The 25,164-nt window shown below is 68.8% G+C and carries 22 protein-coding genes; 12 read left to right on the plus strand and 10 right to left on the minus strand.

From position 1 onward, the window contains the following. Positions 1 to 199: 199 nt before the first annotated feature. The 9 genes from rpmH (at position 200) to WQO_RS17260 (ending at position 7,118) form a co-directional block, all read left to right on the plus strand. The gene (gene rpmH, locus WQO_RS17225; protein ID WP_003967884.1) at positions 200 to 337 is read left to right on the plus strand and encodes a 50S ribosomal protein L34; all 138 of its coding nucleotides are present in this window, start codon (positions 200 to 202) and stop codon (positions 335 to 337) included. 19 nt (positions 338 to 356) lie between these two features. Further along, on the plus strand, positions 357 to 728 hold the full coding sequence (gene rnpA, locus WQO_RS35105) for a ribonuclease P protein component (protein WP_006125985.1): 372 nt from the start codon (positions 357 to 359) through the stop codon (positions 726 to 728). Further along, on the plus strand, positions 725 to 1,084 hold the full coding sequence (yidD, locus tag WQO_RS35110; RefSeq protein WP_006125986.1) for a membrane protein insertion efficiency factor YidD: 360 nt from the start codon (positions 725 to 727) through the stop codon (positions 1,082 to 1,084). Before rnpA ends, yidD begins: the two co-directional genes overlap by 4 nt. A 3-nt stretch (positions 1,085 to 1,087) precedes the next feature. Then, positions 1,088 to 2,353 (plus strand): membrane protein insertase YidC, encoded by a 1,266-nt coding sequence (yidC, locus tag WQO_RS17235; RefSeq protein ID WP_010060418.1) that lies wholly within the window; start codon positions 1,088 to 1,090, stop codon positions 2,351 to 2,353. 14 nt (positions 2,354 to 2,367) lie between these two features. Further along, positions 2,368 to 2,883 carry a Jag family protein gene (locus WQO_RS17240; RefSeq protein WP_010060419.1) on the plus strand — a complete coding sequence of 172 codons (516 nt, stop codon included), beginning with the start codon at positions 2,368 to 2,370 and terminating at the stop codon, positions 2,881 to 2,883. Between the two features lie 109 nt (positions 2,884 to 2,992). Next, positions 2,993 to 3,709, plus strand: coding sequence for a 16S rRNA (guanine(527)-N(7))-methyltransferase RsmG (gene rsmG, locus WQO_RS17245; protein WP_029182264.1), 717 nt, complete (start codon positions 2,993 to 2,995; stop codon positions 3,707 to 3,709). 325 nt (positions 3,710 to 4,034) lie between these two features. After that, a complete protein-coding gene (locus tag WQO_RS17250) occupies positions 4,035 to 5,108 on the plus strand; it encodes a ParA family protein (protein ID WP_073822371.1) in 1,074 nt (357 codons plus the stop codon). Continuing rightward, a complete protein-coding gene (locus WQO_RS17255; RefSeq protein WP_029182265.1) occupies positions 5,105 to 6,196 on the plus strand; it encodes a ParB/RepB/Spo0J family partition protein in 1,092 nt (363 codons plus the stop codon). Before WQO_RS17250 ends, WQO_RS17255 begins: the two co-directional genes overlap by 4 nt. A gap of 304 nt (positions 6,197 to 6,500) precedes the next feature. After that, positions 6,501 to 7,118 carry a GNAT family N-acetyltransferase gene (locus WQO_RS17260; protein ID WP_010060425.1) on the plus strand — a complete coding sequence of 206 codons (618 nt, stop codon included), beginning with the start codon at positions 6,501 to 6,503 and terminating at the stop codon, positions 7,116 to 7,118. A gap of 97 nt (positions 7,119 to 7,215) precedes the next feature. On the opposite strand, the gene trxA is transcribed toward WQO_RS17260, so the two are convergent. The 7 genes from trxA to WQO_RS17295 form a co-directional block, all read right to left on the minus strand. Next, positions 7,216 to 7,545, minus strand: a complete 330-nt coding sequence (gene trxA / locus WQO_RS17265) for a thioredoxin (RefSeq protein ID WP_010060427.1) — start codon at positions 7,543 to 7,545, stop codon at positions 7,216 to 7,218. Positions 7,546 to 7,589: 44 nt separating this feature from the next. Next, positions 7,590 to 8,561, minus strand: a complete 972-nt coding sequence (gene trxB, locus WQO_RS17270; RefSeq protein WP_010060430.1) for a thioredoxin-disulfide reductase — start codon at positions 8,559 to 8,561, stop codon at positions 7,590 to 7,592. Between the two features lie 125 nt (positions 8,562 to 8,686). Beyond that, positions 8,687 to 9,655, minus strand: coding sequence for an anti-sigma factor family protein (locus WQO_RS17275; protein WP_010060431.1), 969 nt, complete (start codon positions 9,653 to 9,655; stop codon positions 8,687 to 8,689). Continuing rightward, positions 9,652 to 10,368 carry an RNA polymerase sigma factor SigM gene (gene sigM / locus WQO_RS17280; RefSeq protein ID WP_058954016.1) on the minus strand — a complete coding sequence of 239 codons (717 nt, stop codon included), beginning with the start codon at positions 10,366 to 10,368 and terminating at the stop codon, positions 9,652 to 9,654. Before sigM ends, WQO_RS17275 begins: the two co-directional genes overlap by 4 nt. A 211-nt stretch (positions 10,369 to 10,579) precedes the next feature. Then, complete coding sequence (locus WQO_RS17285) at positions 10,580 to 12,310, minus strand: protein kinase family protein (RefSeq protein ID WP_010060433.1); 1,731 nt, start codon at positions 12,308 to 12,310, stop codon at positions 10,580 to 10,582. A 129-nt stretch (positions 12,311 to 12,439) separates the two neighbouring features. Next, the gene (murJ, locus tag WQO_RS17290) at positions 12,440 to 14,602 is read right to left on the minus strand and encodes a murein biosynthesis integral membrane protein MurJ (protein WP_010060434.1); all 2,163 of its coding nucleotides are present in this window, start codon (positions 14,600 to 14,602) and stop codon (positions 12,440 to 12,442) included. A gap of 50 nt (positions 14,603 to 14,652) precedes the next feature. Continuing rightward, positions 14,653 to 16,947 carry a DUF6049 family protein gene (locus tag WQO_RS17295; protein ID WP_029182266.1) on the minus strand — a complete coding sequence of 765 codons (2,295 nt, stop codon included), beginning with the start codon at positions 16,945 to 16,947 and terminating at the stop codon, positions 14,653 to 14,655. 180 nt (positions 16,948 to 17,127) lie between these two features. On the opposite strand from WQO_RS17295, the gene WQO_RS17300 reads away from it, so the two are divergent. Then, the gene (locus WQO_RS17300; protein WP_029182267.1) at positions 17,128 to 18,570 is read left to right on the plus strand and encodes a CCA tRNA nucleotidyltransferase; all 1,443 of its coding nucleotides are present in this window, start codon (positions 17,128 to 17,130) and stop codon (positions 18,568 to 18,570) included. Positions 18,571 to 18,669: 99 nt separating this feature from the next. On the opposite strand, the gene WQO_RS17305 is transcribed toward WQO_RS17300, so the two are convergent. The 3 genes from WQO_RS17305 to WQO_RS17315 form a co-directional block, all read right to left on the minus strand. Continuing rightward, entirely contained in the window at positions 18,670 to 19,938 is a 1,269-nt protein-coding gene (locus WQO_RS17305; RefSeq protein ID WP_010060439.1) for an MFS transporter, read from the minus strand. 172 nt (positions 19,939 to 20,110) lie between these two features. Next, positions 20,111 to 21,193 (minus strand): inositol-3-phosphate synthase, encoded by a 1,083-nt coding sequence (locus WQO_RS17310; RefSeq protein WP_010060441.1) that lies wholly within the window; start codon positions 21,191 to 21,193, stop codon positions 20,111 to 20,113. A 59-nt stretch (positions 21,194 to 21,252) separates the two neighbouring features. Next, positions 21,253 to 21,960: a PadR family transcriptional regulator gene (locus WQO_RS17315; protein ID WP_010060443.1), complete on the minus strand. Its 708-nt coding sequence runs from the start codon at positions 21,958 to 21,960 to the stop codon at positions 21,253 to 21,255. A gap of 551 nt (positions 21,961 to 22,511) precedes the next feature. Here WQO_RS17315 and WQO_RS36555 point away from each other — a divergent pair. Together WQO_RS36555 and WQO_RS17320 are read left to right on the plus strand one after the other, a co-directional pair. Beyond that, the gene (locus WQO_RS36555; RefSeq protein ID WP_148660119.1) at positions 22,512 to 22,700 is read left to right on the plus strand and encodes a hypothetical protein; all 189 of its coding nucleotides are present in this window, start codon (positions 22,512 to 22,514) and stop codon (positions 22,698 to 22,700) included. After that, the gene (locus WQO_RS17320; protein WP_010060445.1) at positions 22,697 to 25,120 is read left to right on the plus strand and encodes a transglycosylase domain-containing protein; all 2,424 of its coding nucleotides are present in this window, start codon (positions 22,697 to 22,699) and stop codon (positions 25,118 to 25,120) included. The genes WQO_RS36555 and WQO_RS17320 overlap by 4 nt, the downstream gene beginning before the upstream one ends. The last annotated feature ends 44 nt before the right edge of the window (positions 25,121 to 25,164 follow it).

Genomic DNA, 25,164 nt, shown 5'->3' on the forward strand with positions numbered 1-25,164 from the left:
TTTGACCGGATGGCGTAGCCGCGCGTACCGTGACCAGGTCGAGTTGTCGATGGCTGCTGCCGCCTGCCTCCGATGGGCAAAGATCACGATCTGTGATTGTGAAGCGGTGCACTAAGGCGTTTACGCGAGTTCCTCGTGGGCGCACGGTGACAGCCAGGCGATGTCCCGCCAAGACACGAATCATTTCTGGAGCCCCCGAGTGAGCAAGCGCACCTTCCAGCCGAACAACCGCCGTCGCGCCAAGACCCACGGCTTCCGTCTGCGCATGCGTACCCGTGCCGGCCGTGCGATCCTCGCGAACCGCCGCGGCAAGGGCCGCAGCAGCCTGTCCGCCTGATCGCTCACAGGTCCATGCCGTGCTGCCTACCGAGAATCGGCTGAGGCGGCGCGAGGACTTCGCGACCGCGGTACGACGAGGACGTCGAGCCGGACGTCCGCTGCTCGTCGTCCATCTACGCAGCGGTGAAACGGACCCGCACGTGACAGGGGAGACTGTTCCCCCGCCGCGTGCGGGTTTCGTTGTCAGCAAGGCCGTGGGAGGCGCCGTCGTCCGGACCGCGGTGAAGCGGAAGCTTCGCCACCTGGTCCGCGACCGGCTGGCTCAGCTGCCCCCCGGTAGCCTTGTTGTCGTACGGGCGCTGCCCGGTGCGGGCGACGCCGACCATGCACAGCTGGCCCGAGACCTGGATGCCGCTCTTCAGCGGCTGCTGGGAGGGGGCGCGCGATGAAGTACCCGCTGCTTGCTCTCATCAAGCTGTACCAGTGGACGATCAGTCCACTCCTCGGGCCTGTCTGCCGTTATTACCCGTCGTGTTCCCACTATGGATATACGTCGATCGACAGGCACGGTGCGATCAAGGGAACAGCGCTGACCGCTTGGCGCATCCTGCGGTGCAATCCGTGGTCACCCGGCGGTGTGGACCATGTCCCGCCTCGTAAGCGTCCGCGGTGGCACGAGCTGCTGCGCAATGCCCTGCGCGGCGAAAAGGGCGGGGAGTCCGCCGCTGATGTGCCGTCCGGGGGGTCGGTCTCCGAACCTCCGAGCCCGGCCGCAGAGACCTCGCCCAATGCTCAAGGAGCCTGATTAGTGGACACGATTGCCAGCCTGTTCAGCTTTATCACCACACCTGTCTCATGGGTCATCGTCCAGTTCCACAAGGTCTACGGAGCGCTCTTCGGCGATGACTCCGGATGGGCCTGGGGTCTGTCGATCGTCTCCCTGGTGGTGCTGATCCGGATCTGCCTGATCCCGCTCTTCGTGAAGCAGATCAAGTCGACCCGCAACATGCAGGTGCTCCAGCCGAAGATGAAGGCGATCCAGGAGCGCTACAAGAACGACAAGCAGCGTCAGTCCGAAGAGATGATGAAGCTGTACAAGGAGACGGGCACCAACCCGCTCTCCTCGTGCCTTCCCATCCTGGCGCAGTCCCCGTTCTTCTTCGCCCTGTACCACGTGCTGTCGTCCATCGCCTCGGGCAAGAAGATCGGCGCGATCAACCAGGACCTGTTGGACAGCGCCCGCCAGGCCCACATCTTCGGCGCCCCGCTCGCGGCCAAGTTCACGGACAGCGTCGAGAAGGTCACCTCGCTCGACGCTTCCCTGACGGACGTCCGGATCGTCACCGCGATCATGATCGTGCTCATGTCGGCGTCGCAGTTCTTCACCCAGCGCCAGCTGATGACGAAGAACGTCGACCTGACGGTGAAGACCCCGTACATGCAGCAGCAGAAGATGCTGATGTACATCTTCCCGGTCATCTTCGCCGTGATGGGCATCAACTTCCCCGTCGGTGTCCTCGTCTACTGGCTGACCACCAACGTCTGGACCATGGGTCAGCAGATGTACGTGATCAACCAGAACCCGACGCCGGGCAGCAAGGCGCAGGACGCCTACCTCCAGCGGGTGCTCAAGAGCGTGACCTCCCACGGCGAGGTGCGAGGCCGTACCCGGCGCAAGATGGTCAAGGCGATCGTCGCCAAGGGCTCCGACCGCAACGACATCGAGCGCAAGTTCATCACCGGTCTCGGCAAGCTGGGTCTCGCGGCCCAGGAGGACGGCACGGTGGCGAAGAGCGAGACCGCCGCGGCCGACGCTGAGGGCGGCCAGGCGCACAAGCGCCAGCAGCCCAAGCGCCAGACCAAGGCGAAGCGCCAGACGACCGGTCACCCGACGGCGGGAGCCAAGGACACGGAGTCCGCGGACGCCGGTTCCAGGACCTCGCTCGAGAAGCAGGACGCACCGCAGGACAGCAAGCCGAAGTCGGCGGGCAAGCCCGCCACCGGCTCCTCACGCCAAGCCAAGTCCGGGCAGCGCAAGGGTCCGCAGCGGCCCAAGCACCCGTCCAAGAAGTAAGAAGGAGTCCATCCGTGACGGAAGGCACCACCTCCACGGCCGCCGCTGAGGCGGGCAGCGACACCCTGACCCGCCTGGAGCAGGAGGGCGAGATCGCGGCCGACTACCTCGAGGGACTGCTCGACATCGCCGATCTCGACGGCGACATCGACATGGACGTCGAGGCGGACCGGGCCGCGGTGTCGATCATCAGCGAATCGGCACGTGACCTCCAGAAGCTCGTGGGCCGCGACGGTGAGGTCCTGGAGGCGCTCCAGGAGCTGACGCGGCTGGCCGTCCACCGGGAGACCGGCGACCGCAGCCGTCTGATGCTGGACATCGGCGGCTTCCGGGCCAAGAAGCGCGCGGTCCTCGCAGAGCTGGGTGCCAAGGCCGCGAACGAGGTCAAGAGCACGGGCGAGCCGGTGAAGCTGGACCCGATGACGCCGTTCGAGCGCAAGGTCGTGCACGACGCGATCGCCGCGGCCGGTCTCCGGAGCGAGTCGGAGGGCGAGGAGCCGCAGCGCTTCGTCGTCGTTCTCCCGGCCTGACCGGATCCTTGTACTGTCGGCCCCGTCTGTACGCAGGCGGGGCCGATCTTTGTCAGCCTGATAGTCAGCCACCCACAGTGCGCGAGTGCGGTACGGAAGGACGGTCCCCGTGACGGAGGCAGCAGAGCTCCCCCAGGCACCTGCGGAGGCGCGGACGGTGTTCGGAGAGCTCTTCCCGGAGGCTGTCCGGTACGCGGAGCTTCTGGCGGATGCCGGTGTCAAGCGCGGCCTGATCGGCCCGCGTGAGGTCCCCCGGCTGTGGGAGCGGCACCTGCTGAACTGTGCGGTGCTCTCCGAGGTCGTGCCCGAGGGTGTCACCGTCTGCGATGTGGGCTCGGGCGCGGGTCTGCCCGGCATCCCGCTGGCTCTGGTGCGCCCCGACCTCAAGATCACCCTGCTGGAACCGCTGCTCCGGCGGACGAACTTCCTCCAGGAGGTCGTCGAGCTGCTCGGCCTGGACCATGTCACGGTCGTACGCGGCCGGGCCGAGGAGGTTCTGGGGACACTGCAGCCCGTTCAGGTGGTGACCGCCCGGGCGGTGGCGCCGCTGGACCGGCTTGCGGGCTGGGGCGTTCCCCTGCTGAAGCCGTACGGGGAGATGCTCGCGCTCAAGGGCGACACCGCGGAGGAGGAGATCGCCGGCGCCCGGGCCGCGCTCAGCAAGCTCGGCGTGGTGGAGACCGAGGTGCTCCACGTCGGCGAGGGCGTCGTCGACCCGCTCTCCACGGTGGTCCGTGTCGTGGTGGGAGAGAGCCCGGGCGGTGTGAGGTTCGCCGCAAAGAGGGCCAAGGCCGCTCGCACGGGGCGCACGCGCAGGCGTCGCTGAGGCTTCTCTGAGGCGGCGATATTCTCCGGCCGGGAGGACCTGGGAGTGTGCGTTATGCGAACTCTGCTGCCTCTCGGGTTGCTTAGCAGCGTTTCGGCCGGAAAGTAGCGATACCTCACCGCTGCGGAGTGTCGTGGCCTGGTAGTTGCTCCGCAGGGGCATCGTGTTTCACGTGAAACGTCGCTCTCTGCTGCAGGGAATCATCAGCCGCGGTCGTGCGGCTGCCACGCCGCGCGACCGCAAGCCCGGACGGGTGGCCGAGTTGTCCACACGCCCGGATTCATCCACAGAACAGCGGGCCTCGCTGGTTCACGACCCCGAAAGCATGGCAGGCTCTGTTCATTGCGAGCCTGAAGTCGAGGAGAGTGAATCCTTGCGGTCCGACGCCAACATCGCGGGACCGATGACCGACCCGGTCCCCGGTCCCCGAACCGAGTCCGTGGGTGAGGGTGTTTCACGTGAAACACCGCCGCCGATGGACGACACACCCATCGGCCGTGCCGCTCAGCTGGCGGTCGAGGCCCTCGGCCGCGCCGGCGAAGGGCTGCCCCGTCCTGACCGCACCCGCGTCATGGTGGTGGCCAACCAGAAGGGCGGGGTCGGTAAGACGACCACGACGGTCAACCTTGCCGCTTCGCTGGCCCTGCACGGTGCGCGCGTTCTGGTGGTCGACCTCGACCCGCAGGGCAACGCCTCCACGGCTCTGGGCATCGATCACCATGCCGATGTCCCCTCGATCTACGACGTCCTGGTGGACAGCCGCCCCCTCTCCGAGGTGGTCCAGCCCGTACCGGACGTCGAGGGTCTCTTCTGTGCCCCCGCGACCATCGATCTCGCCGGTGCGGAGATCGAGCTGGTCTCGCTGGTGGCGCGGGAGAGCCGGCTTCAGCGGGCGATCCAGGCCTACGAGCAGCCGCTGGACTACATCCTCATCGACTGCCCGCCCTCGCTGGGACTGCTGACGGTCAACGCGTTGGTGGCAGGTGCCGAGGTGCTGATCCCCATCCAGTGCGAGTACTACGCGCTGGAAGGCCTGGGACAGCTCCTGCGAAACGTCGACCTGGTGCGGGGCCATCTGAACCCGGATCTGCATGTCTCGACGATCCTGCTGACGATGTACGACGGCCGGACGCGGCTCGCCTCCCAGGTCGCCGAGGAGGTCCGCACCCACTTCGGCAAGGAAGTGCTGCGGACGAGCATCCCGCGGTCGGTGCGCATCTCGGAGGCGCCGAGCTACGGGCAGACCGTACTGACCTACGACCCGGGATCCAGCGGCTCGCTCTCGTATCTCGAAGCCGCCCGGGAGATCGCCCTGCGGGGCGTCGGTGTGCACTACGAGGCTCAGCACGCCCACACGAGCATTCAGAACAGCCAGCAGAACGCGGAGGGCCTTCAGTGAGTGAGCGTCGTAGAGGACTGGGGCGTGGGCTCGGTGCGCTGATCCCCGCCGCTCCTCAGGAGAAGCAGGTGCAGACGCCCGGCAGTGGTGCGGCGTCCGGCACGGGTCCGGTGCTGACCGCGGAACGCGGGGTGGCCGCGGCGAAGGTGACCGCGCTGCCGTCCTCCCCGGTGGTGCCGGAGCCGGCGTCCGCCCCGGAGGACCGGTCCGAGCAGGGCGTCGGTACGTCGGGTGCGTACTTCGCCGAGCTCCCGATCGGGGCGATCACCCCGAACCCGCGTCAGCCCCGTGAGGTCTTCGACGAGGACGCGCTGGCAGAGCTGGTCGTCTCCATCAAGGAGGTCGGCCTTCTCCAGCCGGTCGTCGTCCGCAAGGTGAGCCCGGACAGCTACGAGCTCATCATGGGTGAGCGCCGCTGGAGGGCGTGCCGCGAAGCGGGCCTGGAGCGGATTCCCACGATCGTCCGCGCCACGGACGACGAGAAGCTGCTGCTGGACGCGCTGCTGGAGAATCTCCACCGGGCTCAGCTGAACCCGCTGGAAGAGGCCGCTGCGTATGACCAGCTGCTCAAGGACTTCAAGTGCACCCATGACCAGCTGGCCGACCGGATCGGCCGCTCCCGCCCGCAGGTGTCGAACACGCTGAGGCTTCTGCGGCTGTCCCCTCCGGTGCAGCGCCGGGTCGCCGCGGGCGTTCTCTCCGCCGGTCATGCCCGGGCCCTGCTGTCCGTGGACGACTCCGAGGAGCAGGACCGGCTGGCCCACCGCATCGTGGCCGAGGGGCTGTCGGTGCGGGCCGTCGAGGAGATCGTGACGCTGATGGGCTCGCGTCCCACGAACTCTCCGAAGTCGAAGGGGCCGAGGGCCGGCGGGCGTCTGTCCCCCGCCCTGACCGACCTGGCGACGCGCCTGTCCGACCGCTTCGAGACCCGGGTGAAGGTCGACCTGGGGCAGAAGAAGGGCAAGATCGTCGTCGAGTTCGCCTCGATGGAGGACCTGGACCGCATCCTCGGCAGCCTCGCCCCGGGCGAGGGCCGGGTGCTGGAGCGCCGGCTCGCCGAGACGCCCGAGGACGACGACGAGGGCTGAGCCTCAAAGCTTCATCGAAGGGCGGGCCGTGCGCCGGGGCATACCGGAACACGGCCCGCCCTTTGCCCTCTCTCGGTATCGGCATCACCTCTGGGTGGATACGATGCGTTCTGGGACGGCGCATCCACGGTGAACGACCTCGGAGGAGGGCGGAGACCTTGCGAAGAGTGAGCCGCAGTCGGCTCGTCACGGTCGCTCTCGGCCTGGGCGCCGTCGGGGGATTCGTCGGCGGCCTGTTCCGTGAACGGAGCGCGCTGGCGGCCGCACGTGGTGCGGCGGGCGAAGGAAGTGAGGAATCGCCGTCATGGGGCGTCGGCTCGTACCACTCACCCTGGACAACCTTCCGGATCTCCCCGAGCGTTGCCGCTCGTGCGTCTTCTGGGAGCTTGACCCGGTCAGTGGGGAAGCCGCGGTAAAGGCGGGCAAGCCGGAGCTGGAGAAGGAAGCCTGGATCTCCGCGGTCCTGCTGGAGTGGGGCTCCTGCGGCCGGGTGGTCTATGTGGACGACGTGCCGGTTGGCTTCGTGCTCTATGCCCCGCCCGCGTACGTCCCCCGCTCGACAGCGTTCCCGACCAGCCCGGTCTCCCCCGATGCCGTTCAGCTCATCACCGGTCTGATCGTTCCCGAGTACCAGGGCCAGGGGCTCGGCCGTGTCATGGTGCAGACGGTGGCCAAGGATGTTCTGCGCCGGGGCTTCAAGGCGATCGAGGCGTTCGGAGACGCGCGGTCCGAACAGACCACCTGCGTCCTTCCCGCGGACCATCTGCTGGCCGTCGGCTTCAAGACCGTGCGGCCGCATCCCGTGCACCCGCGGCTGAGGCTGGAGCTGCGGACGACGCTCTCCTGGAAGGAAGATGTGGAGATGGCGCTCGACCGGCTGCTGGGAGCGGTCCAGAAGGAACCGGTGTTGAGGCCGTTGTGAGGCCGGTCCGCGTGCGGACTGCGATACGAAACGGGCCCACCCTCGCGAGGGTGGGCCCGTTTCACGTGAAACATTGCGCCGGGGCGCCGCTGCGCGGTCAGGCGCTGATGAAGCCTTCGAGGTCGCGGAGGATCGCGGCCTTCGGCTTGGCGCCGACGATGGTCTTGGCGACCTCGCCGCCCTGGTAGACGTTCAGGGTCGGGATGGACATTACGCCGTACTTCGCGGCGGTGGCCGGGTTCTCGTCGATGTTGAGCTTGACGATCTCGATCTGTTCGCCGTGCTCTGCCGCGATCGCCTCCAGGGAGGGCGCGATCTGGCGGCACGGGCCGCACCAGGCAGCCCAGAAGTCGACCAGAACGGGCTTGTCGCTCTTGAGGACGACCTCGTCGAAGGTGTCATCCGTAACGTGCTTCAGGTCGGCCACGGCGGCCTCCTTAGTCTCGGGGTGGTGGGGTGTGGTGCGGACGTTCAGACGGCCGGGGTCTTCTCCGGCTCGGCGGGCTCGGCGTCGGCCAGGGCCGCGAGGAAGCGCTCGGCGTCCAGGGCGGCGGAGCAGCCGGTGCCCGCTGCCGTGATGGCCTGACGGTAGGTGTGGTCGACCACGTCGCCGGCGCCGAAGACGCCGGTGAGGTTGGTACGGGTGGAGGGCGCCTCGACCTTCAGGTAACCCTCGTCGTCGAGCTCCAGCTGGCCCTTGAAGAGCTCGGTACGCGGGTCGTGGCCGACGGCGATGAAGAGCCCGGTCACGGGGAGGTCGGAGGTCTCGCCGGTCTTGGTGTTGCGCAGGGTCAGACCGGAGAGCTTCTGGTCGCCCTTGATCTCGGCGACCTCGCTGTCCCAGGCGAACTTGATCTTCGGGTCGGCGAAGGCACGGTCCTGCATGGCCTTGGAGGCGCGCAGGGTGTCACGGCGGTGGACGATCGTGACGGACTTGGCGAAGCGGGAGAGGAAGGTCGCCTCCTCCATCGCGGTGTCGCCGCCGCCGATCACGGCGATGTCGTGGTCCTTGAAGAAGAAGCCGTCGCAGGTGGCGCACCAGGAGACGCCGCGTCCGGAGAGGGCGTCCTCGTTGGGCAGTCCGAGCTTGCGGTGCTGGGAACCGGTGGTGACGATGACCGACTTGGCACGGTGGACGGTGCCCGCGGTGTCGGTGACGGTCTTGATGTCACCGGTGAGGTCGACCGCGACGACGTCGTCGGGGATCAGCTCGGCGCCGAAGCGCTCGGCCTGGGCTCGCATGTTGTCCATGAGCTCGGGGCCCATGATGCCGTCCTGGAAACCGGGGAAGTTCTCCACGTCAGTGGTGTTCATCAGCGCACCACCTGCCGTGACGGCGCCCTCGAAGACCAACGGGTTCAGCGAGGCACGGGCGGTGTACAGCGCGGCGGTGTACCCGGCCGGTCCGGAGCCGATGATGATCACATTACGGACGTCGCTCACGGGTTTCTTCCTCGTTTCTGCAGACTGCCTAACTGCCTACGGGGTCGGTCAACGACTCACACCCCACCCAACGGATCCTACGGCTGATGCATTCCCGAACACGCCGCGGCGGTCGCGGACGGCTTTCAGGGGCGGTTGTAGGAGCGTGTGAGCAGCAGCTGACCGGGGGACTCCAGGGCGGTGTCCACGCAGGAGGAGGCCACGACGTAGGCCTGGACGCGTGAGGAGTCACTCGTGTGCGGAAGGACGACGAGATAGGCGTCCGTTCCCCGGTACGTCCCCTCGTCGAGGGCGAGGGCCGGCGTGGTGCGGCCGGTGGCTTTCTGGACGCAGGGCGGCACGGCAACGACGGGAGCCTTCATAGGGTTCCTGGACGGCTCGGCTTCAGGAGTGAGAGCTTCGCTCGACGACTTGGTGTCGGCCTCCGGCGGCACCTTCTTGACGCCCGGGCTCTGCTGACTCGCCTTGTCGCCGAGGAGGTCCCGTACCTGGGCTTCGAGAGTGCCGTCGGCGTAAGCGGGCGCGCTGCTGTCCGCGGCACTGACTCCGCCGTCGGTGTCCGACTTGGACGCGTCGCCGGACGGGCTGAGGGACTGGAGGAAGAAGACGCTCATCCCGATGACCGCGGCGCCGAAGGCGGTGCCGAGGACCACGGTGCGCCGACGGCGGCGGCCGGGACGGCGGCCCGGTCCGGTCGCGGCGGACGAACGGCCCGCAGGGCGGTCCGGGGCAGTGGCGCTGCCGGTCACGGAAGCGGAACCGGTCGCCGTCCTGCTGCTCGGCCCACCTTCACCAGTCGTTGTTTCACGTGAAACAACGACTGGTTCGTTCTCGGTGGACGGGGTGGGGTGGGCTTCCGCCGCGAGAGCCGCGTCGATGCGGGCGGCGATGTCCTCAGGCATCGGCTCGGGGTCGGGCATCGTCCCGAGCAGTCCGCGGATCTCCTCCAGGGAGTCCCGGACCTCGGCGCAGAGGTCGCACTCCGCGAGGTGCTGCTGGACTTCCGTGGTCCGGGAAGGGGTGAGCAGTCCCTCGGTGAGATCGGAGATCTCGGAGACCTCCGGGTGCTGAGCCGTGTCGGCCGTGGGTGTCACGGGCGCCCACCTCCTCCCTTCGTAGCGGCAGGATCGCTTGCTCCTGCGTCTCTGGGGCCTGACGCAGGTGGGACGGATGCTTCGTGCGTCTGGTTCCTTCCGCCCGCGCCGTTCTCCTCGCCGGGGGTCTGTCCCCCGGTTTCCGCGCGCAGATGGCGGACCAGGGGGGCCAGTCTCGCCCGGCCCCGGGCGCACCGGCTCTTCACGGTGCCGGCCGGCACCTCCAGGATGCTGGCGGCCTCCGCCACGGGGTAGCCCTGCATGTCGACGAGGACCAGGGCCGCCCGCTGTTCGGCGGGGAGCGTGTCCAGGGCTTTCTGGAGCTGGCGGTGGAGGTCCTGCCGCACGGCGGGCGCCTCGGCGGATTCGTGGGGCTCCAGGAGCTGATCGAGACGTTCTGCGTCGTCCACGGGGGACGTCCTGCGGGAGGCGGCCTTGCGTACCCGGTCGAGACAGGCGTTGACGGTGATGCGGTGGAGCCAGGTGGTGACGGCGGACTGACCGCGGAAGGTGTGGGCGGCGCGGAAGGCTTTGACGAGGGCGTCCTGGACGGCGTCGGCCGCTTCCTCCCTGTCCCCCAGGGTCCGCAGCGCCACGGCCCAGAGCCGGTCGCGGTGTCGGCGTACGAGTTCACCGAAGGCGTCGGGGTCACCCGCCACATGCTGGGCGAGCAGATCCGAGTCGCTCGGTGCCTCTGGTGGAACGGAATCCACCGTGCTCCCCCTCCGAACCGGATCCGATGTCACATATGGGCCGCGCCCGGTGAAGCGGTGCGACGGGAGCAGCCTGCCGTCACGGGTGTGACGGCCGCAACCCTTGTCGCCGCGGGTGCTCGGCGGGGCGGGACGGTCCGCCCCACAGTAGCGGTCGGGTGGGGGCGGTGATCACGGGCCGGTACGCGGGATCACGCGTACCGGCCCGTGATCAGCCGAGGACGGAGATGTCGGTGATGCCGCCGCGGTATCCGCCCGTGCCGTCCGACGGGAGTTCCGTGATGTGGATGAGGACGTAGCGCGTGCGGACGGGCTCATCGAGCGTTTCCTTGAGCGTCGACCCGGCGACCGTCCGCTTGACGATCTGCTGGTCGAAGTCGGCTGTCGTGGAGGGGGACGTGGCGTCCGGGGACGCGGCGGAGACGGTCGCCGTCTGCCCGCTGCGGTACATGGACACATCGACTCCGGAGACGTCCCGCACCTTGCCGAGGTCGACGATGATGCCGCTGCCCTGCTTGCGCTGGGGGAGGTTGCCGAAGTTGGCGAAGCCCTCGTACCGCGGGGTGACCCAGTGCGTTCCCTGGTTGCCGTCCACGGTGTTCGCCACCTCACCCTGCTTGATTCCGGAGCCGTCGGGCGTGAACTCCGTGGCCCCCGCGATGTCCAGGGGTTCGGCGGACGGTGCGGGCTTGTCGTCCTTGTTCTTGTCGTCCTCGTTCGGCTCGGTGACGCCGGTGTCGTCGGAGCCCTTGGTCCGGTCGAGCAGCGCCTCCGCGAGCTGCCAGCTGCCGAGGCCCAGGGCGGCGATGAGGAGAGCGGACACGGTCCACTTGAGCACGCGGCCGGTACGGCTCTGCAGGGGTGCCGGAGGGGCCGGCATCACGGGCTGCGTGACGGCGGACGGGTGGGAGGACGGGCGCCCGTACGTGCCCTGCTGATAGGTCGTGCGCTGGTAGGCCGGCGGCGCGGTGAACGTGGGCTCCGGCGGAAGGATGCGCGGCATCGCCGCCACGGCCTTGGCCAGCTCGTCCGGGGTGGTGCAGGGCGGCTCCTGGCGGGAGGCGGTGGCACCGTCGTTGGCGAGCGCCCGCATGGCGAGCTCGGAGAGCCCGCGGTGGACGCCGGCCCGTACCTGGTCGGGGGCGATGAGCCCCAGGCCCTTGGGCAGCCCGGCGAGTCCGTGGGCGTCGTCCCCGTACGGCCAGCGGTGGGTCAGGGCGGCGTACAGAAGGGCGCCGATGGCCTCGGTGTCCGTCCGGAGGGGGCGCTCGGCGGTGATGCCCCGCAGGGCGGCGTTCACGGCGAGGCCGCGGATGCGGTACTGCCCGGTGGAGCTGCGCAGGACCGCGCCGGGGGTGAGGCGCAGATGGGAGAGGCCCTCGCGGTGGGCGGCGGCCATCGCCTGGGAGAGCTGGCTGACGAGCTGGTAGGCGTCGTGGGCCTCCATCGGCCCGGCGGCCAGCAGAGCGGTGAGCTCGGTGGCGTCCGGCAGCCATTCGTGGACCACGTAGACGAGGTCGTTCTCCTCGACGGCGTCCAGGACCTGGACGAAGCGAGGGTCCCCGAGCAGGGCCGAGGAGCGGGCGGCGGCCAGCACCGAGCGGGCCCGCGGGTGGTCGGCGGGAAGCAGATGGACGCCCACCGCCCTGCGGAGCTTCTCGTCGACCGCGCGCCAGCTGCTGAAGCCGTCCAGACGGGTGACGCACTCCTCCAGGCGGTAGCGCCCGGCGAGTTTGTGACCGCTGTGCAGATCGGGTGACGCCGGAACGGCCCCGGAACGCTTCTGCCCACCGTCCGTGTTCTCGGTGTCCTCCGGGCTCGCGCCCTGGGTGTCCTCAGCTTCCGCCGTCCCGTCGGTCGTGGCCTCGTCCGCCTTGGCGGTGAGCGGCTTGCCGCCGCTGTTGTCGGCCACGTCGACGGCAGCCGTGCTACGTTCCGCCACCGTCGTTCCTGCCTCCCCATCCGTTGCGCGATGCCAGCCAGCTCTGCACAGTCACGCCAATTGTGCCCACACTCCGGCGCTATGCACGACACGCGGAGTGCGGCGATGGTTGTGCGGGCGGGTGCTCATTCAGCGTCCGAGTCGTCCACGGACCATGCCGACCAGGCCGTTGACCTCTTCGATACGCATCTTCTTCGCCGCGACGAAGAAGATGCCCAGGAGGAGGACACCGCCGCAGATCAGTGCGGCCAGGGAGCCCAGGGCGCCGGTGCCGACCAGTTCCAGGATCCCGAATCCGACGGCGCCGCCGACCAGCGCGGCGGGTACCGCGGCCATGCAGAGGCGGGCGTAGGTCCGCACGATGTGCGCGCCGTCCAGGTCGCCGCCCAGCCGGTTGCGCAGCCGGCGCCAGGCGACACCGACGCCGACGGCGTAGGCCAGACCGTAGGAGAAGGCCATGCCGACGACCGCCCAGCGGGCGGGCAGGACGACGTAACAGAGAGCGGAGGCCGCGGCGTTCACGGCGGCCACGATGACCGTGTTGTAGAAGGGGGTGCGGGTGTCCTCGTAGGCGTAGAACCCGCGCAGCACGACGTACTGCACGGAGTACGGGATCAGGCCGAGCGCGAAGGCCATGAGGATGAAGCCCATGGAGCGGGCGGCCTCGGTGCCGCTGGAGGCGTACAGCAGGGTGCACATCGGCAGGCCGAGCGCGAGGAAGGTGAAGGCCACCGGCACGATCGCGACAGCCGAGTTGCGCAGCCCCTGCGAGATGTCGTCGCGGACCGCTCCGGGGTCGTTGTCGTGGGCGGCACGGGAGATGCGGGGCAGCAGCGCGGCCATGACGGAGACGGTGATGATGGCCTGCGGCATGCCCCAGATCAGCTGGGCGTTGGAGTAGGCCAGGAAACCGGTGCCGTCCCTGCCCGAGAGCTTGCCCGCCGCCGTGGCGAGCTGGGTGACGACCAGGACGCCCGCCTGGTTGGCCAGGACGAACAGCACGGTCCACTTGGCCAGCTTGACGGTCTTGCCGAGGCCGTGGCCCTTCCAGTCGAAGCGGGGGCGGAAGCGGAAGCCCGTCTCGCGCAGGTAGGGGATCATCGCCAGCGACTGGACGACGAGGCCGAGCAGGGTGCCGATGCCGAGCAGACGGACGCCCTCCGGCGGGATGGTGTCGACACCCATCTGCGATTCGGCGGAGGTGCCGTAGACCCAGATGAACAGCCCGAAAGTGATGATCATGACGATGTTGTTGAGGACCGGGGTCCACATCATCGCGCCGAACTTGCCGCGGGCGTTCAGGATCTGACCCATCACCACGTGCACACCCATGAAGAAGATGGTGGGCAGGCAGTACCGGGCGAAGGTGACGGCGACGCTGTTGGCGGCCACGTCGTCGGCGATCGTGCTGGACATCAGCTGGATCAGCACCGGCGCGACGAGGACCGCGGCGGCGACGATGAGGCCGAGCGCGACCATCACCAGGGTCAGCAGCCGATTGGCGAAGGCCTCGCCGCCGTCCTCGTCGTCCTTCATGGCGCGGACGAGCTGGGGGACGAAGACCGAGTTCAGACCGCCGCCGACGGTGAGGATGTAGATCATCGTCGGCAGGGTGTACGCGATGGTGAAGCTGTCGCCGAGCATCGCGGCGCCGAGTGCGGCGGTGATCACCAGGGACCGGACGAATCCGGTGAGCCGGGAGACGAGGGTGCCGGCGGCCATGACCGCGCTGGACTTGAGGAGCCCGGAGACCTTGCCGCCACCGCCCTTGGCGGGCACGGGTGCGGGCGCCGGTTCGGGCTGGGGCGGCACCGGAGGCTTCCCCGAACCTTCCTGGTCCCGGAAGAGGTGCGCGAAGGCGTCCGGCTCCTGCCGGTCGTCCGAGGCCCGGGTCACCAGGTCGTCGACCCCGACGAACTGCGTGGTCGCCGGGCGGTCCCCGTACGGCAGGTGCCGGGAGGGCCCCGCCGGCTCGGGGGGCGGGGTCTGGGCCCAGATGCGCGGGTCCGGGGCGTACGGGGCGGGGGGCGGCTGCTGGTAGAGCGGCGCCGGCTCCTGGTAGGTGCCGGGGGGCGGCGGGGGGTGGGCGGCGCGGTCGTAGAGCGCCTCGTCCACCGGGTCCTGGGCGGTCAGGTCCTGCGCCCGGTAGGGATCGTCGTCGTAGGCGTGCTGGAGGTACGGGTCCGGCGGCACGGAGCCGTCCTGTCCCGCGTCCGGAGGAACCGGAGGCCCGCCCGGAGACGCTGCTCCGCCCGCGCCCTGCCCGCGGTCACCGTCGTACGGCGCGTTCATCGAAACCCCTACCTCATCGTCCCCGGCCGACCGGCCACGACAGACATCGCTCAACGGTCCACTTTCTCACCCGTTCCCGACGGGGCCCCGCTTTCCGGTCCGGTGTCCGGAGCCGGGTCACTCGGCTGCTCGGGTCCGTCGCCGTTGCCGGCCGCCGTGTCGCTTGCCACGGCGCGCTTGCGGTGGCTGTACATCCTGATGCCGGCCAGCACCAGGAGCAGCAGTCCGCCGGCGATGACGAGCAGCACGGTGGGCGTCACCTCGGAGACCTTCACGGTGAAGGTCATTTCCTTCCCGTACGGCGTGCCGTCCTCCGTGAACAGCCGGGCGGTCACCTGGGCCCGGCCGTTGGCGCTGGTCGCCGTGTCGAACTTCACGGACTGGCTGTGCCCGCCCGCGATGCTGATCGGCAGTCTGGCCGTGGTCCCGTCGTCGTTGAACTTGAGCCGGATGTTGTCCGAGGTCAGCTGGAGATGCAGCCGGTCCACGCCCTGTACCAGCTTGTTCTGCACGGTGACCGGGATGGTCGCGCTGCGCCCGGAGAGGGTGACGTCGGACTTCTCGATGAGCTGCACCTCGGAGGTGAGGCTCTGCAGGTAGTCGCGGACCGCGTCCCGGTACTGCTGCGCCTCCAGGGACCGCCCGCGCCAGGACGTCGACATCGAGCGGTTGACGGCGTTACCGAAGGGCGTCACCACGCGCTCGGGCAGCGTCAGGATCGTCTCGAAGCTGTCGAGGGACCCCTGGGTCGTACGGATGTCCTGGAACGCCTGTGTGGGCAGTTCCTGGGAGCGGAGCTTCTTCGGGTAGGCGGACGCGCGGGGGACCTTGGTGGTGGCCCTCGGGTCGGGCTTCACCTCGGCTGCGGCCACCAGGTCGAGGGGCTGTGTCCACCGGTTGCCGGACAGCCCCTCCAGGGCGCGGGCCATCGTCTGGGCCTGAGCGGCGGTGGGCATCCGCGGCGGGGCCACGACGATGCTGCGCTCGTTGTCCGGCGCCTGCGCGGTCAGCGCGAGGGTCTGGGCGAGGAACTTCTGCACCGCGAGGGTGGAGGCGCCCGCCCTCGACATGTCGCCGTCGAACAGGGTCGACAGCCGGGCGTCCGCGACGACCGCGGTGGTTCCCCCGCCGATCGGCCGCGCCGCGCTCGGCGTGTACGGAAGCGCCGCGGTCTCCCGGAAGCTGTCGCTGCGGGCGATCACGTTGTGGGCGCCCGCCGACGTCGCCACATCGACGATGGAGGAGTCCACGGCGCCGTTCACGGGCCAGGCGAAGTCGGTGGACGGTTTCACATGAAGGATGGTCTCCACGGTGGTCGCGGCCACCGCGGAGGCGTTCTGCAGATGACTGAGCGTCCCGGAGACGGCCTTGCCGCGGTGGGCGATGGAGGCCAGATCCGGGTCGGCGAACGGCAGCGCGATCACCTTGCCGTCCTCGACCACCTTCTCCAGAGCGGTGAGCCACTGCTTGGCGAGCGCCTGGTTCTTGCCGGGGACGGTCGTGTCACCCGACTTGACCTCGTACTTCCCGGCCATCGCCGCGACGCTCGCCAGGAGGTCCGGGTCGATGACCCAGGTCACGGGCAGCCGGCTGCCCAGGGCCACCATCTGCTCCAGCCGGCCGCCGGGCGCCAGCTCCTTGGCCAGGTCGTCGTCGGTGAACACGGGCGTCTGCTGCTCGTCCGAGCGGGTCTCCGCCGTCACATGGGGAGACGCGATCAGCGGCCAGAGGAAGGTGAGCTTCGTCCTCTTGTCGCTCGCCTCGGGCTGCCAGGGCAGGAACGAGCGCTCGATGCCCAGCACCTGCTCGTAAGGGGCGGTGGTCGTCCGGCCGGAGACCGAGACGCCGAGCTGGTAGACGCCTGGGTCGTTCAGGCCCAGCTTGTCGACGGGGACGGTGAGCGTGAAGTCCTGGCTGATGCCCCTGACGAGCTTGGGGAACTTCACCGTGTACTTGTCCCCGACGGTGACCGGGTCGGCGCCGGGAACGTACGTGGAGCGCTTCGCGGCGTCGTCGACCTCTCCGCGCCCGGTGAGCTGCGGTCCGACCCGGAGATCGACCTCGGCGCTGCTGATCGTCTCCTTGCCCCTGTTGGTGAGCGTTCCGGAGACGGTCAGGGTGTCGTCCTCCGACGGGACGCTCGGGGCGAGCGTGTCCAGCGACACATCGACCGTGCGGGAGCCTGTGGGGGCCTTGGCAGGCTCGCCGGCCGGGGCGGCGCCGGCGGCCGGAACGGCCAGGAGACCGGCCAGCAGCGGCGCTCCGAGCACCGCCGAGGCCGTGCGCCGGAGCCACCGGCGGGCAGGAGAGGGACGAGTCCCCTGGAAGTCTGCCGCCTCGGCCACGCGCCTACCCGTCCCTCATCGTCGTCAGCTGCTGTCGGTCGTTCGGTCCTGCGTCCCCGCATGGTAACGAGATGCGGCGGGCCGAAGTGCTGGGGTCCATCGCACATGATCGCGGGTAGCGCGCAGGGCCGCCGTAAACGATGACGTCGCGCCCGGCCCGTGCACGTACCCTTTTCTGTTGTGCCGAACGCCAACGAAGAGAACGCCAGTGCACTGAGCCAGGTGCAGCACCGCGCGGTGAGTGAGCTGCTGCGGGTGTCCCCGGTCGCCGACGACCTCGCCCGCCGATTCCAGGAGGCCGGATTCGGTCTCGCGCTGGTCGGCGGATCGGTCCGCGATGCGCTGCTGGGCCGGCTCGGGAACGACCTGGACTTCACCACCGATGCCCGCCCCGAGGACGTGCTCAAGATCGTCCGCCCCTGGGCCGACTCGGTGTGGGAGGTCGGGATCGCCTTCGGCACCGTCGGCTCCCAGAAGGACGGCTACCAGATCGAGGTCACGACCTACCGGTCGGAGGCCTATGACCGGACCTCGCGCAAGCCCGAGGTCTCCTACGGCGACTCCATCGAGGACGACCTCGTGCGCCGCGACTTCACGGTCAACGCGATGGCCGTGGCGCTGCCGGAGAAGGAGTTCGTCGATCCGTACGGAGGACTGAAGGACCTCGCCGACCGGGTGCTGCGCACTCCCGGCACGCCCGAGGCGTCCTTCTCCGACGACCCGCTGCGCATGCTGCGCGCGGCCCGCTTCGCCGCGCAGCTCGACTTCGAGGTCGCCCCCGAGGTCGTCACCGCCATGACCGACATGGCCGCGCGGATCGACATCGTCTCCGCCGAGCGGGTCCGCGACGAGCTCAACAAGCTTCTGCTCTCCCAGCATCCGCGCAAGGGCCTGGGGCTCCTGGTCGACACAGGGCTGGCCGCCCATGTGCTGCCCGAGCTTCCCGCGCTGCGTCTGGAGAGTGACGAGCATCACCGCCACAAGGACGTCTACGAGCACTCGCTGACCGTCCTGGAGCAGGCCATCGACCTGGAGGAGGACGGTCCCGACCTCGTCCTGCGGCTGGCCGCGCTCCTCCATGACATCGGCAAGCCGCGCACCCGCCGCTTCGAGAAGGACGGCCGGGTCTCCTTCCACCACCACGAGGTGGTGGGCGCGAAGATGACGAAGAAGCGGATGACCGAGCTCAAGTACTCCAACGAGCTGGTCAAGGACGTGTCGAAACTGGTGGAGCTGCACCTGCGCTTCCACGGGTACGGAGACGGCGAGTGGACCGACTCCGCGGTGCGCCGGTATGTGCGCGACGCGGGGCCGCTGCTGGAGCGGCTCCACAAGCTGACGCGTTCGGACTGCACGACCCGGAACAAGCGGAAGGCCAACGCACTCTCCCGTACTTACGACGGCCTGGAGGAGCGCATCGCTCTGCTGCAGGAGCAGGAGGAGCTGGATTCGATCCGCCCCGATCTGGACGGCAACGAGATCATGCAGATCCTCGGGGTCGGGCCGGGGCCGGTGATCGGTAAGGCGTACGGCTTCCTGCTGGAGCAGCGTCTGGAGCACGGGCCCATGGAGCGGGACGCCGCGGTGGCGGCGCTCAAGGAGTGGTGGGCGCAGCAGGACTGAGCCGGACAAGGTGATGTTTCACGTGAAACATCACCGACGGGATGTGCCGAGGGGCGTTGTTTCACGTGAAACAACGCCCCTCGGCGTATCTATGACCGGCTACTGGCGGGCGTCGGTGCGGCGCCAGCGGAACATCGTCACCGCGACCACCGCGTACAGCACCGAAACGACCGCCAGGACGGTCACTGATCTGCCGTCCGGGGGGAGCATCAGGGCCGCCACCCCTGCGGCGCTCACGAACGCGACGTTGAAGAGCACGTCGTAGAGCGAGAAGACCCGGCCGCGGAAGGAATCGTCGACCGAGGTCTGGACGACCGTGTCGGTCGCGATCTTCGACCCCTGCGTCACGACGCCGAGCACGAACGCGGCGATCAGCATCGGGACGGGGGCGAAGGAGAGGCCCAGGGCGGGCACCAGGACCGCCGCCGCCCCGGCGCAGCCCACGATCCACCCGTACCGGCCGAGCCGCCCCACCGCCCACGGGGTGAGAACGGCGGCGATGAAGAATCCCGCGCCGGACACCGCGACCGCCAGGCCGAGCAGGGCCAGCCCGTCGGACTCGGTGTCGGACCAGGCGTGGCGGCACAGCATGAGCACCATCACGGTGAGGGCGCCGTAACAGAAGCGGATCACGGTCATCGCGGCCAGCGCCTTCGCCGCGTGGCTCCGCTGCGCCAGATGGCGCAGCCCGGCGACGAGCCCGCGGGCAGTGACGGCGAGAGCTGCCCGCACTCGCATCGGGCTCTCGTCGATGTCCGGGCCCAGCAGTGTGCGGGGGAGGCTCAGAGAGGCTAGCGCGGAGAGCAGGTAGAGCACCGCCCCCAGCAGGACGACCGCCGCGTCGGACTCGTCGGCGAGCAGCCGTACGACGAAGGCGAGGCCACCTCCCGCGGTGGCCGCCAGGGTGCCGGCGGTCGGCGAGAGGGAGTTGGCGACGACGAGGCGGTCGGTGTCGACGACCCGGGGCAGGGCGGCGGACAGACCGGCCAGCACGAAGCGGTTGACGGCGGTGACGCAGAGGGCCGAGGCATAGAAGAGCCAGTCGGGCACCGAGGCGAGAATCAGCAGGGCCGTGGAGCAGGCCAGGGCGGCCCGCAGGAGGTTCCCGTAGAGAAAGACCTGCCGTCGGGGCCAGCGGTCCAGCAGCACTCCTGCGAAGGGCCCGATCAGGGAGTAGGGCAGGAGGAGCACGGCCATGGCGGAGGCGATGGCAGCGGCTGACGTCTGCTTCTCCGGGGAGAAGACGACGTACGCGGCGAGGGCGACCTGGTAGACGCCGTCGGCGGACTGGGACAGGAGCCGCACGGTGAGCAGGCGGCGGAAGTTCCGCAGGCGCAGCAGGGTGCGCAGATCACGCGCGACAGACATGGGAGCAAGCGTCACACACGTCGGGGGTCCGCGGGCGGATTGCCCGGGGACCCCCGACGTGCGGCAGGAAGAGATGAGCGTCTTCGCTCGGTACTCCCGGTGGAGCGGTCAGCTCCGTACTCCGGGTGAAGCGGTCAGCGCTTCGGTGGAGCTGTCAGCTGAGAGGGCCGGTTCAGCGCTCCGTCTCGCCCTTGATGAACTTCTCGACGTTCTCGCGGGCCTCGTCGTCGAAGTACTGCACGGGCGGGCTCTTCATGAAGTAGCTGCTCGCGGAGAGGATGGGGCCACCGATGCCGCGGTCCTTGGCGATCTTCGCCGCACGGACGGCGTCGATGATGACACCGGCCGAGTTCGGGGAGTCCCACACCTCGAGCTTGTACTCCAGGTTCAGCGGAACGTCGCCGAACGCGCGGCCCTCGAGGCGCACGTACGCCCACTTGCGGTCGTCCAGCCAGGCCACGTAGTCCGAGGGGCCGATGTGGACGTTGCCCTCGCCGAGCTCGCGGTCACGGATCTGCGAGGTGACGGCCTGCGTCTTCGAGATCTTCTTGGACTCCAGGCGCTCACGCTCGAGCATGTTCTTGAAGTCCATGTTGCCGCCGACGTTCAGCTGCATGGTGCGGTCCAGGATGACACCGCGGTCCTCGAAGAGCTTCGCCATCACGCGGTGCGTGATGGTGGCGCCCACCTGGGACTTGATGTCGTCGCCGACGATCGGGACACCGGCCTCGGTGAACTTGTCCGCCCACTCCTTGGTGCCGGCGATGAAGACCGGGAGGGCGTTGACGAAGGCGACCTTGGCGTCGATGGCGCACTGCGCGTAGAACTTCGCGGCGACCTCGGAACCGACGGGCAGGTAGCAGACGAGAACGTCGACCTGCTTGTCCTTGAGGACCTGGACGACGTCGACCGGGGCGTCCGTGGACTCCTCGATCGTCTCGCGGTAGTACTTGCCGAGACCGTCGTGGGTGTGGCCGCGCTGGACGGTCACGCCCGTGTTCGGCACGTCCGCGATCTTGATGGTGTTGTTCTCGCTGGCGCCGATGGCGTCCGCGAGGTCGAGGCCGACCTTCTTCGCGTCGACGTCGAAGGCGGCGACGAACTCGACGTCGCTGACGTGGTAATCGCCGAACTGGACGTGCATCAGACCGGGCACCTTGCCGGCCGGATCGGCGTCCTTGTAGTACTCGACGCCCTGCACCAGCGAGGCGGCGCAGTTGCCCACGCCTACGATGGCTACGCGAACCGAACCCATTCCGGTTGCTCCCTGTGTAATCGGTGTTTCCGATGAAGTCGCCGCGGAGTGCGATGACTTCACTTGGCGGTGTCGTCGGACGGATCCGGCGGGGTGTTGTCCCGGTGCCGGGGCAGGCCGCCCGTCTCTCCAGGTGTGTCCTGCTGAGCAGAGCCCTCGGGCGAGGATCGTCGCCGATCCCGCCCCGACCGCTCGCTCTCGATGAGCTCGTTCAGCCAGCGCACTTCGCGCTCCACGGACTCCATGCCGTGCCGCTGCAGCTCAAGTGTGTAGTCGTCGAGTCGTTCACGGGTGCGGGCGAGAGAGGCGCGCATCTTCTCCAGGCGCTCCTCCAGCCGGCTGCGCCGGCCTTCGAGCACCCGCATCCGCACATCGCGTTCGGTCTGGCCGAAGAAGGCGAAGCGCGCTGCGAAGTGCTCGTCCTCCCAGGCGTCGGGACCGGTGTGCGACAGCAGCTCCTCGAAGTGCTCCTTACCTTCTGCCGTCAGCCGGTAGACGATCTTCGCCCGGCGTCCGGTCAGCGAGGAGGAGGAAGCGGTCGAGCGTCCGGTGACCGGCGCGGTGTCCGCCGGGTCACCGACGGGCTCCTCGATCAACCAGCCGCTGGCAACCAGCGTCTTGAGGCAGGGGTAGAGGGTCCCGTAACTGAACGCACGGAAGATCCCCAGCGAGGTGTTGAGGCGTTTGCGCAGCTCATAGCCGTGCATCGGCGATTCGCGGAGCAGGCCGAGAACGGCGAACTCGAGGATGCCGGAGCGTCGGCTCACCGGTGCCTCCTCCTTCTCCCGCTGCTTCGGTCGGCACGGTCCACCGGAATCACCGGCGTACTTATGCCGTGCTGATGTATCGACTCGATACATCAGCACGATAGATCGGCCGGTCCTGTTCGACAAGGGTCACCTTCGTGAGCGGCGTCACATCGGTAATTCCCAGGGTTCGACTTGCGTTGTTTGGGGTGAAGTTCGGCCCTAGGCGGGTTTTGACCGTGCGTAGTCTGTGCGGCATGCAGACCACCGGGAACCGCGAGACGCTGACGCGCGTCAGTCATCGCGGACTGCCGGATGTACTGCGGATGAGCCTTCCGCAGCGGCTTGTCCGTAATTCGGGGGGACCGGATCTCAACTGCCGCTTCCAGGCGCTCTCGCCTGCCCGAGGAGTAGTCGTTCCATGAGCGAGCACCGTCGCAAATCGCCGCAGCCACAGGGTGGCGGGCGTGCCGCGGCCAGACGAGCCGCCCAGCAGTCGACCGGACGCCGAGCCGCGCCGTCACGCAGAGCCACTTCCGCGTCACCTTCCGAATCGCCGTCCGAGTCGTACGGTGAAGAGCGCCAGTACGGCAGTCGCGCCGAGGCCCGCCGCGCGGCGCAGCGCGGCCGACGCCGGGGCGCCGACGCCGGGGGCCATGGCGCGGGCGGCGGTGGCGGCCGACGGCGCGGTGGCGGCGGCGGTCCCGACGGCCCGGGAGGTCGTGGGCGCGACGACGGCGGCCCCGGCAAGAAGCGGATGATCGACTACCCGCGCTGCGGCAAGTACGGGTTCCGCCGCTGGGTGCCCTCCTGGAAGCTGGTCTCGGGGCTCTGTCTGGGGTTCCTCGCACTGCTGATGGGCGTGGCGGGTATCTCGTACGCCCTGGTGTCCAAGCCGAACATCAATGATGCGGCCAAGGCCCAGAACAACGTCTACTACTGGGCCGACGAAACGCCGATGGTCGCAACCGGTGGTGCGGTGAACCGCCAGATTCTCAAGTACGAGCAGATCCCGGAGGCGATGCGCAACGCCGTGATCTCCGCCGAGAACAAGAGCTTCGAGTCGGACCGCGGCATCGACCCGATGGGCATCGGGCGCGCATTGTTCAACATGGCCACGGGTGGTGAGACCCAGGGTGGGTCGACCATCACCCAGCAGTACGTCAAGAACTCCAGGCTTTCGCAGGACCAGACGTTCACCCGGAAGTTCAAGGAACTCTTCATCACGCTCAAGGTGGCCGGTGAGGAGCCCAAGGAAGAGGTGATGGCCGGATACCTCAACGTCTCGTACTACGGACGTGGAGCTTCCGGTCTCCAGGCAGCCGCCCGCACCTATTACGACAAGGACGCCGCCGAGCTGGACCCGAGTGAGTGCGCCTTCCTGGCCACCCTGCTCAAGGGCGCGAGCTACTACGACCCCGCTGGTGCGACCGACATCGACCAGGACAACGCGACCCCCGAGAAAAACACCGAGCGCGCCAAGGACCGTTGGAAGTGGATTCTTGACGAGCAGGTCAAGGACGGTCGGATGACGGCGGCAGAGCGTGCCAAGTACACGAAGTTCCCGATGCCGAAGGAGAAGGCGCAGGACACCAAGCTGAGCGGCCAGACCGGCTACCTGGTGGACCTCGCCAAGAAGTACTTCCTCGCCAACAACGACAAGGGCATCACCGCCAAGCAACTCGAACTGGGCGGCTTCGAGATCCACACCACCTTCCAGAGGAAGCGGGTGGAGCAGCTCCAAGCGGCGGTGAAGAAGGTCTACGACGCCAAGATCCGGCCCAAGGAGCGCCCCAAGACGGACACGCACGTCGAGTTCGGCGGGGCGTCCGTGGACGCGAGGACCGGCGCCATCATCGCCACGTACGGCGGTCAGAACGCCACCACGCACTTCACGAACAACGCCGACGCCACCGGCGCCCAGGTCGGTTCGACCTGGAAGCCCTTCGTGTTGGCGGCGGCCATGCAGTACGGCGTCCGCGATCCGGCCGGACCTCCGGAGCAGAGCGAGTCCCAGCGCACCCAGATCTCGCCGAAGAGCATCTACAACGGTGACGACGGCCTGCGGATCAGGGACTACACGGGCAAGATCTGGCTGAACGAGGACGATGAGGAATGGCGTCAGACCAACGACGGCAACTACGACTACGGTGAGATCGACCTGCGGAAGGCCATGGAGCAGTCCGCCAACTCCCCGTTCGTGCAGCTCGGCATGGATGTCGGGACGGACAAGGTCAAGGACGTCGCCGTCGCCGCCGGTCTGAAGGACGACACCTTCATGGCGGACGCGTCCGTTCCCTCGTTCTCCATCGGCACCTCGTCGCCCAGCGCCATCCGTATGGCGGGCGCTTACTCCACCTTCGCCACGAGCGGTAAGCAGAACGACACCTATTCGGTCACTGAGGTGAAGCGAGAGGGTGAGGTCGTCTTCCAGCACAAGAAGCAGTCCAAGCGCGCCTTCAGCCCGATGATCGCCGACAACGTCACGGACGTCCTGAAGAACGTCGTGGAGAACGGGACGGGCAAGCCCGCACGTCTGGAGGGCCGTGAGGCCGCAGGCAAGACCGGTACGACCGACGGCAACCGGTCCGCCTGGTTCGTCGGGTACACCCCGCAGATCTCGACCGCCATCAGCATGTTCCGGCTCGACGACGACGAGACGAACAAGACGCGCGAGTTCGAGAAGATGTTCGGCACGGGTGGCGAGGAGAAAATCCACGGAAACTCGTTCCCGGCCTCCATCTGGCACGACTACATGACCGGGGCGATGAAGGGCAAGAAGGCCATCCCCTTCCCCGAGCCGCAGGACCCGGGCGAGGTCGTGTGGGGCGGCGGCGCGGTCAGCCCCAGCCCGACCCCCAGCCCCACGCCCTCGGAGGAGCCCTCCGAGGAGCCGAGCCCGACGCCGACCCCCACCCAGACCACCCCGAGCCCGACCCCGACGCCGACCAAGACCTGCGGCATCTTCGACCCGAACTGCCAGGAGGCCAACGGCGGGGCGAACGCGGGGGCGGACGGCGGAGGCCAGAACGGAGGGGCTGACGGCGGCGCTGACAACGGCGGAGCCGACGGTGGTGGTGGCGACAACACCGGTACGACCGACGGTACGGACAACGGCGGAGCCCAGGGAGCCAACGGCAACCCGGGCGGAACCGGCTCCATCTGGGGCAATTCCGGATAGCCGGACCGCCGGCCGCGCCCCTCAGGGTCCGGCTCAGCAGAGCG

The sequence above is a fragment of the Streptomyces globisporus C-1027 genome, assembly GCF_000261345.2.
Taxonomy (GTDB): Bacteria; Actinomycetota; Actinomycetes; order Streptomycetales; family Streptomycetaceae; genus Streptomyces; species Streptomyces pakalii.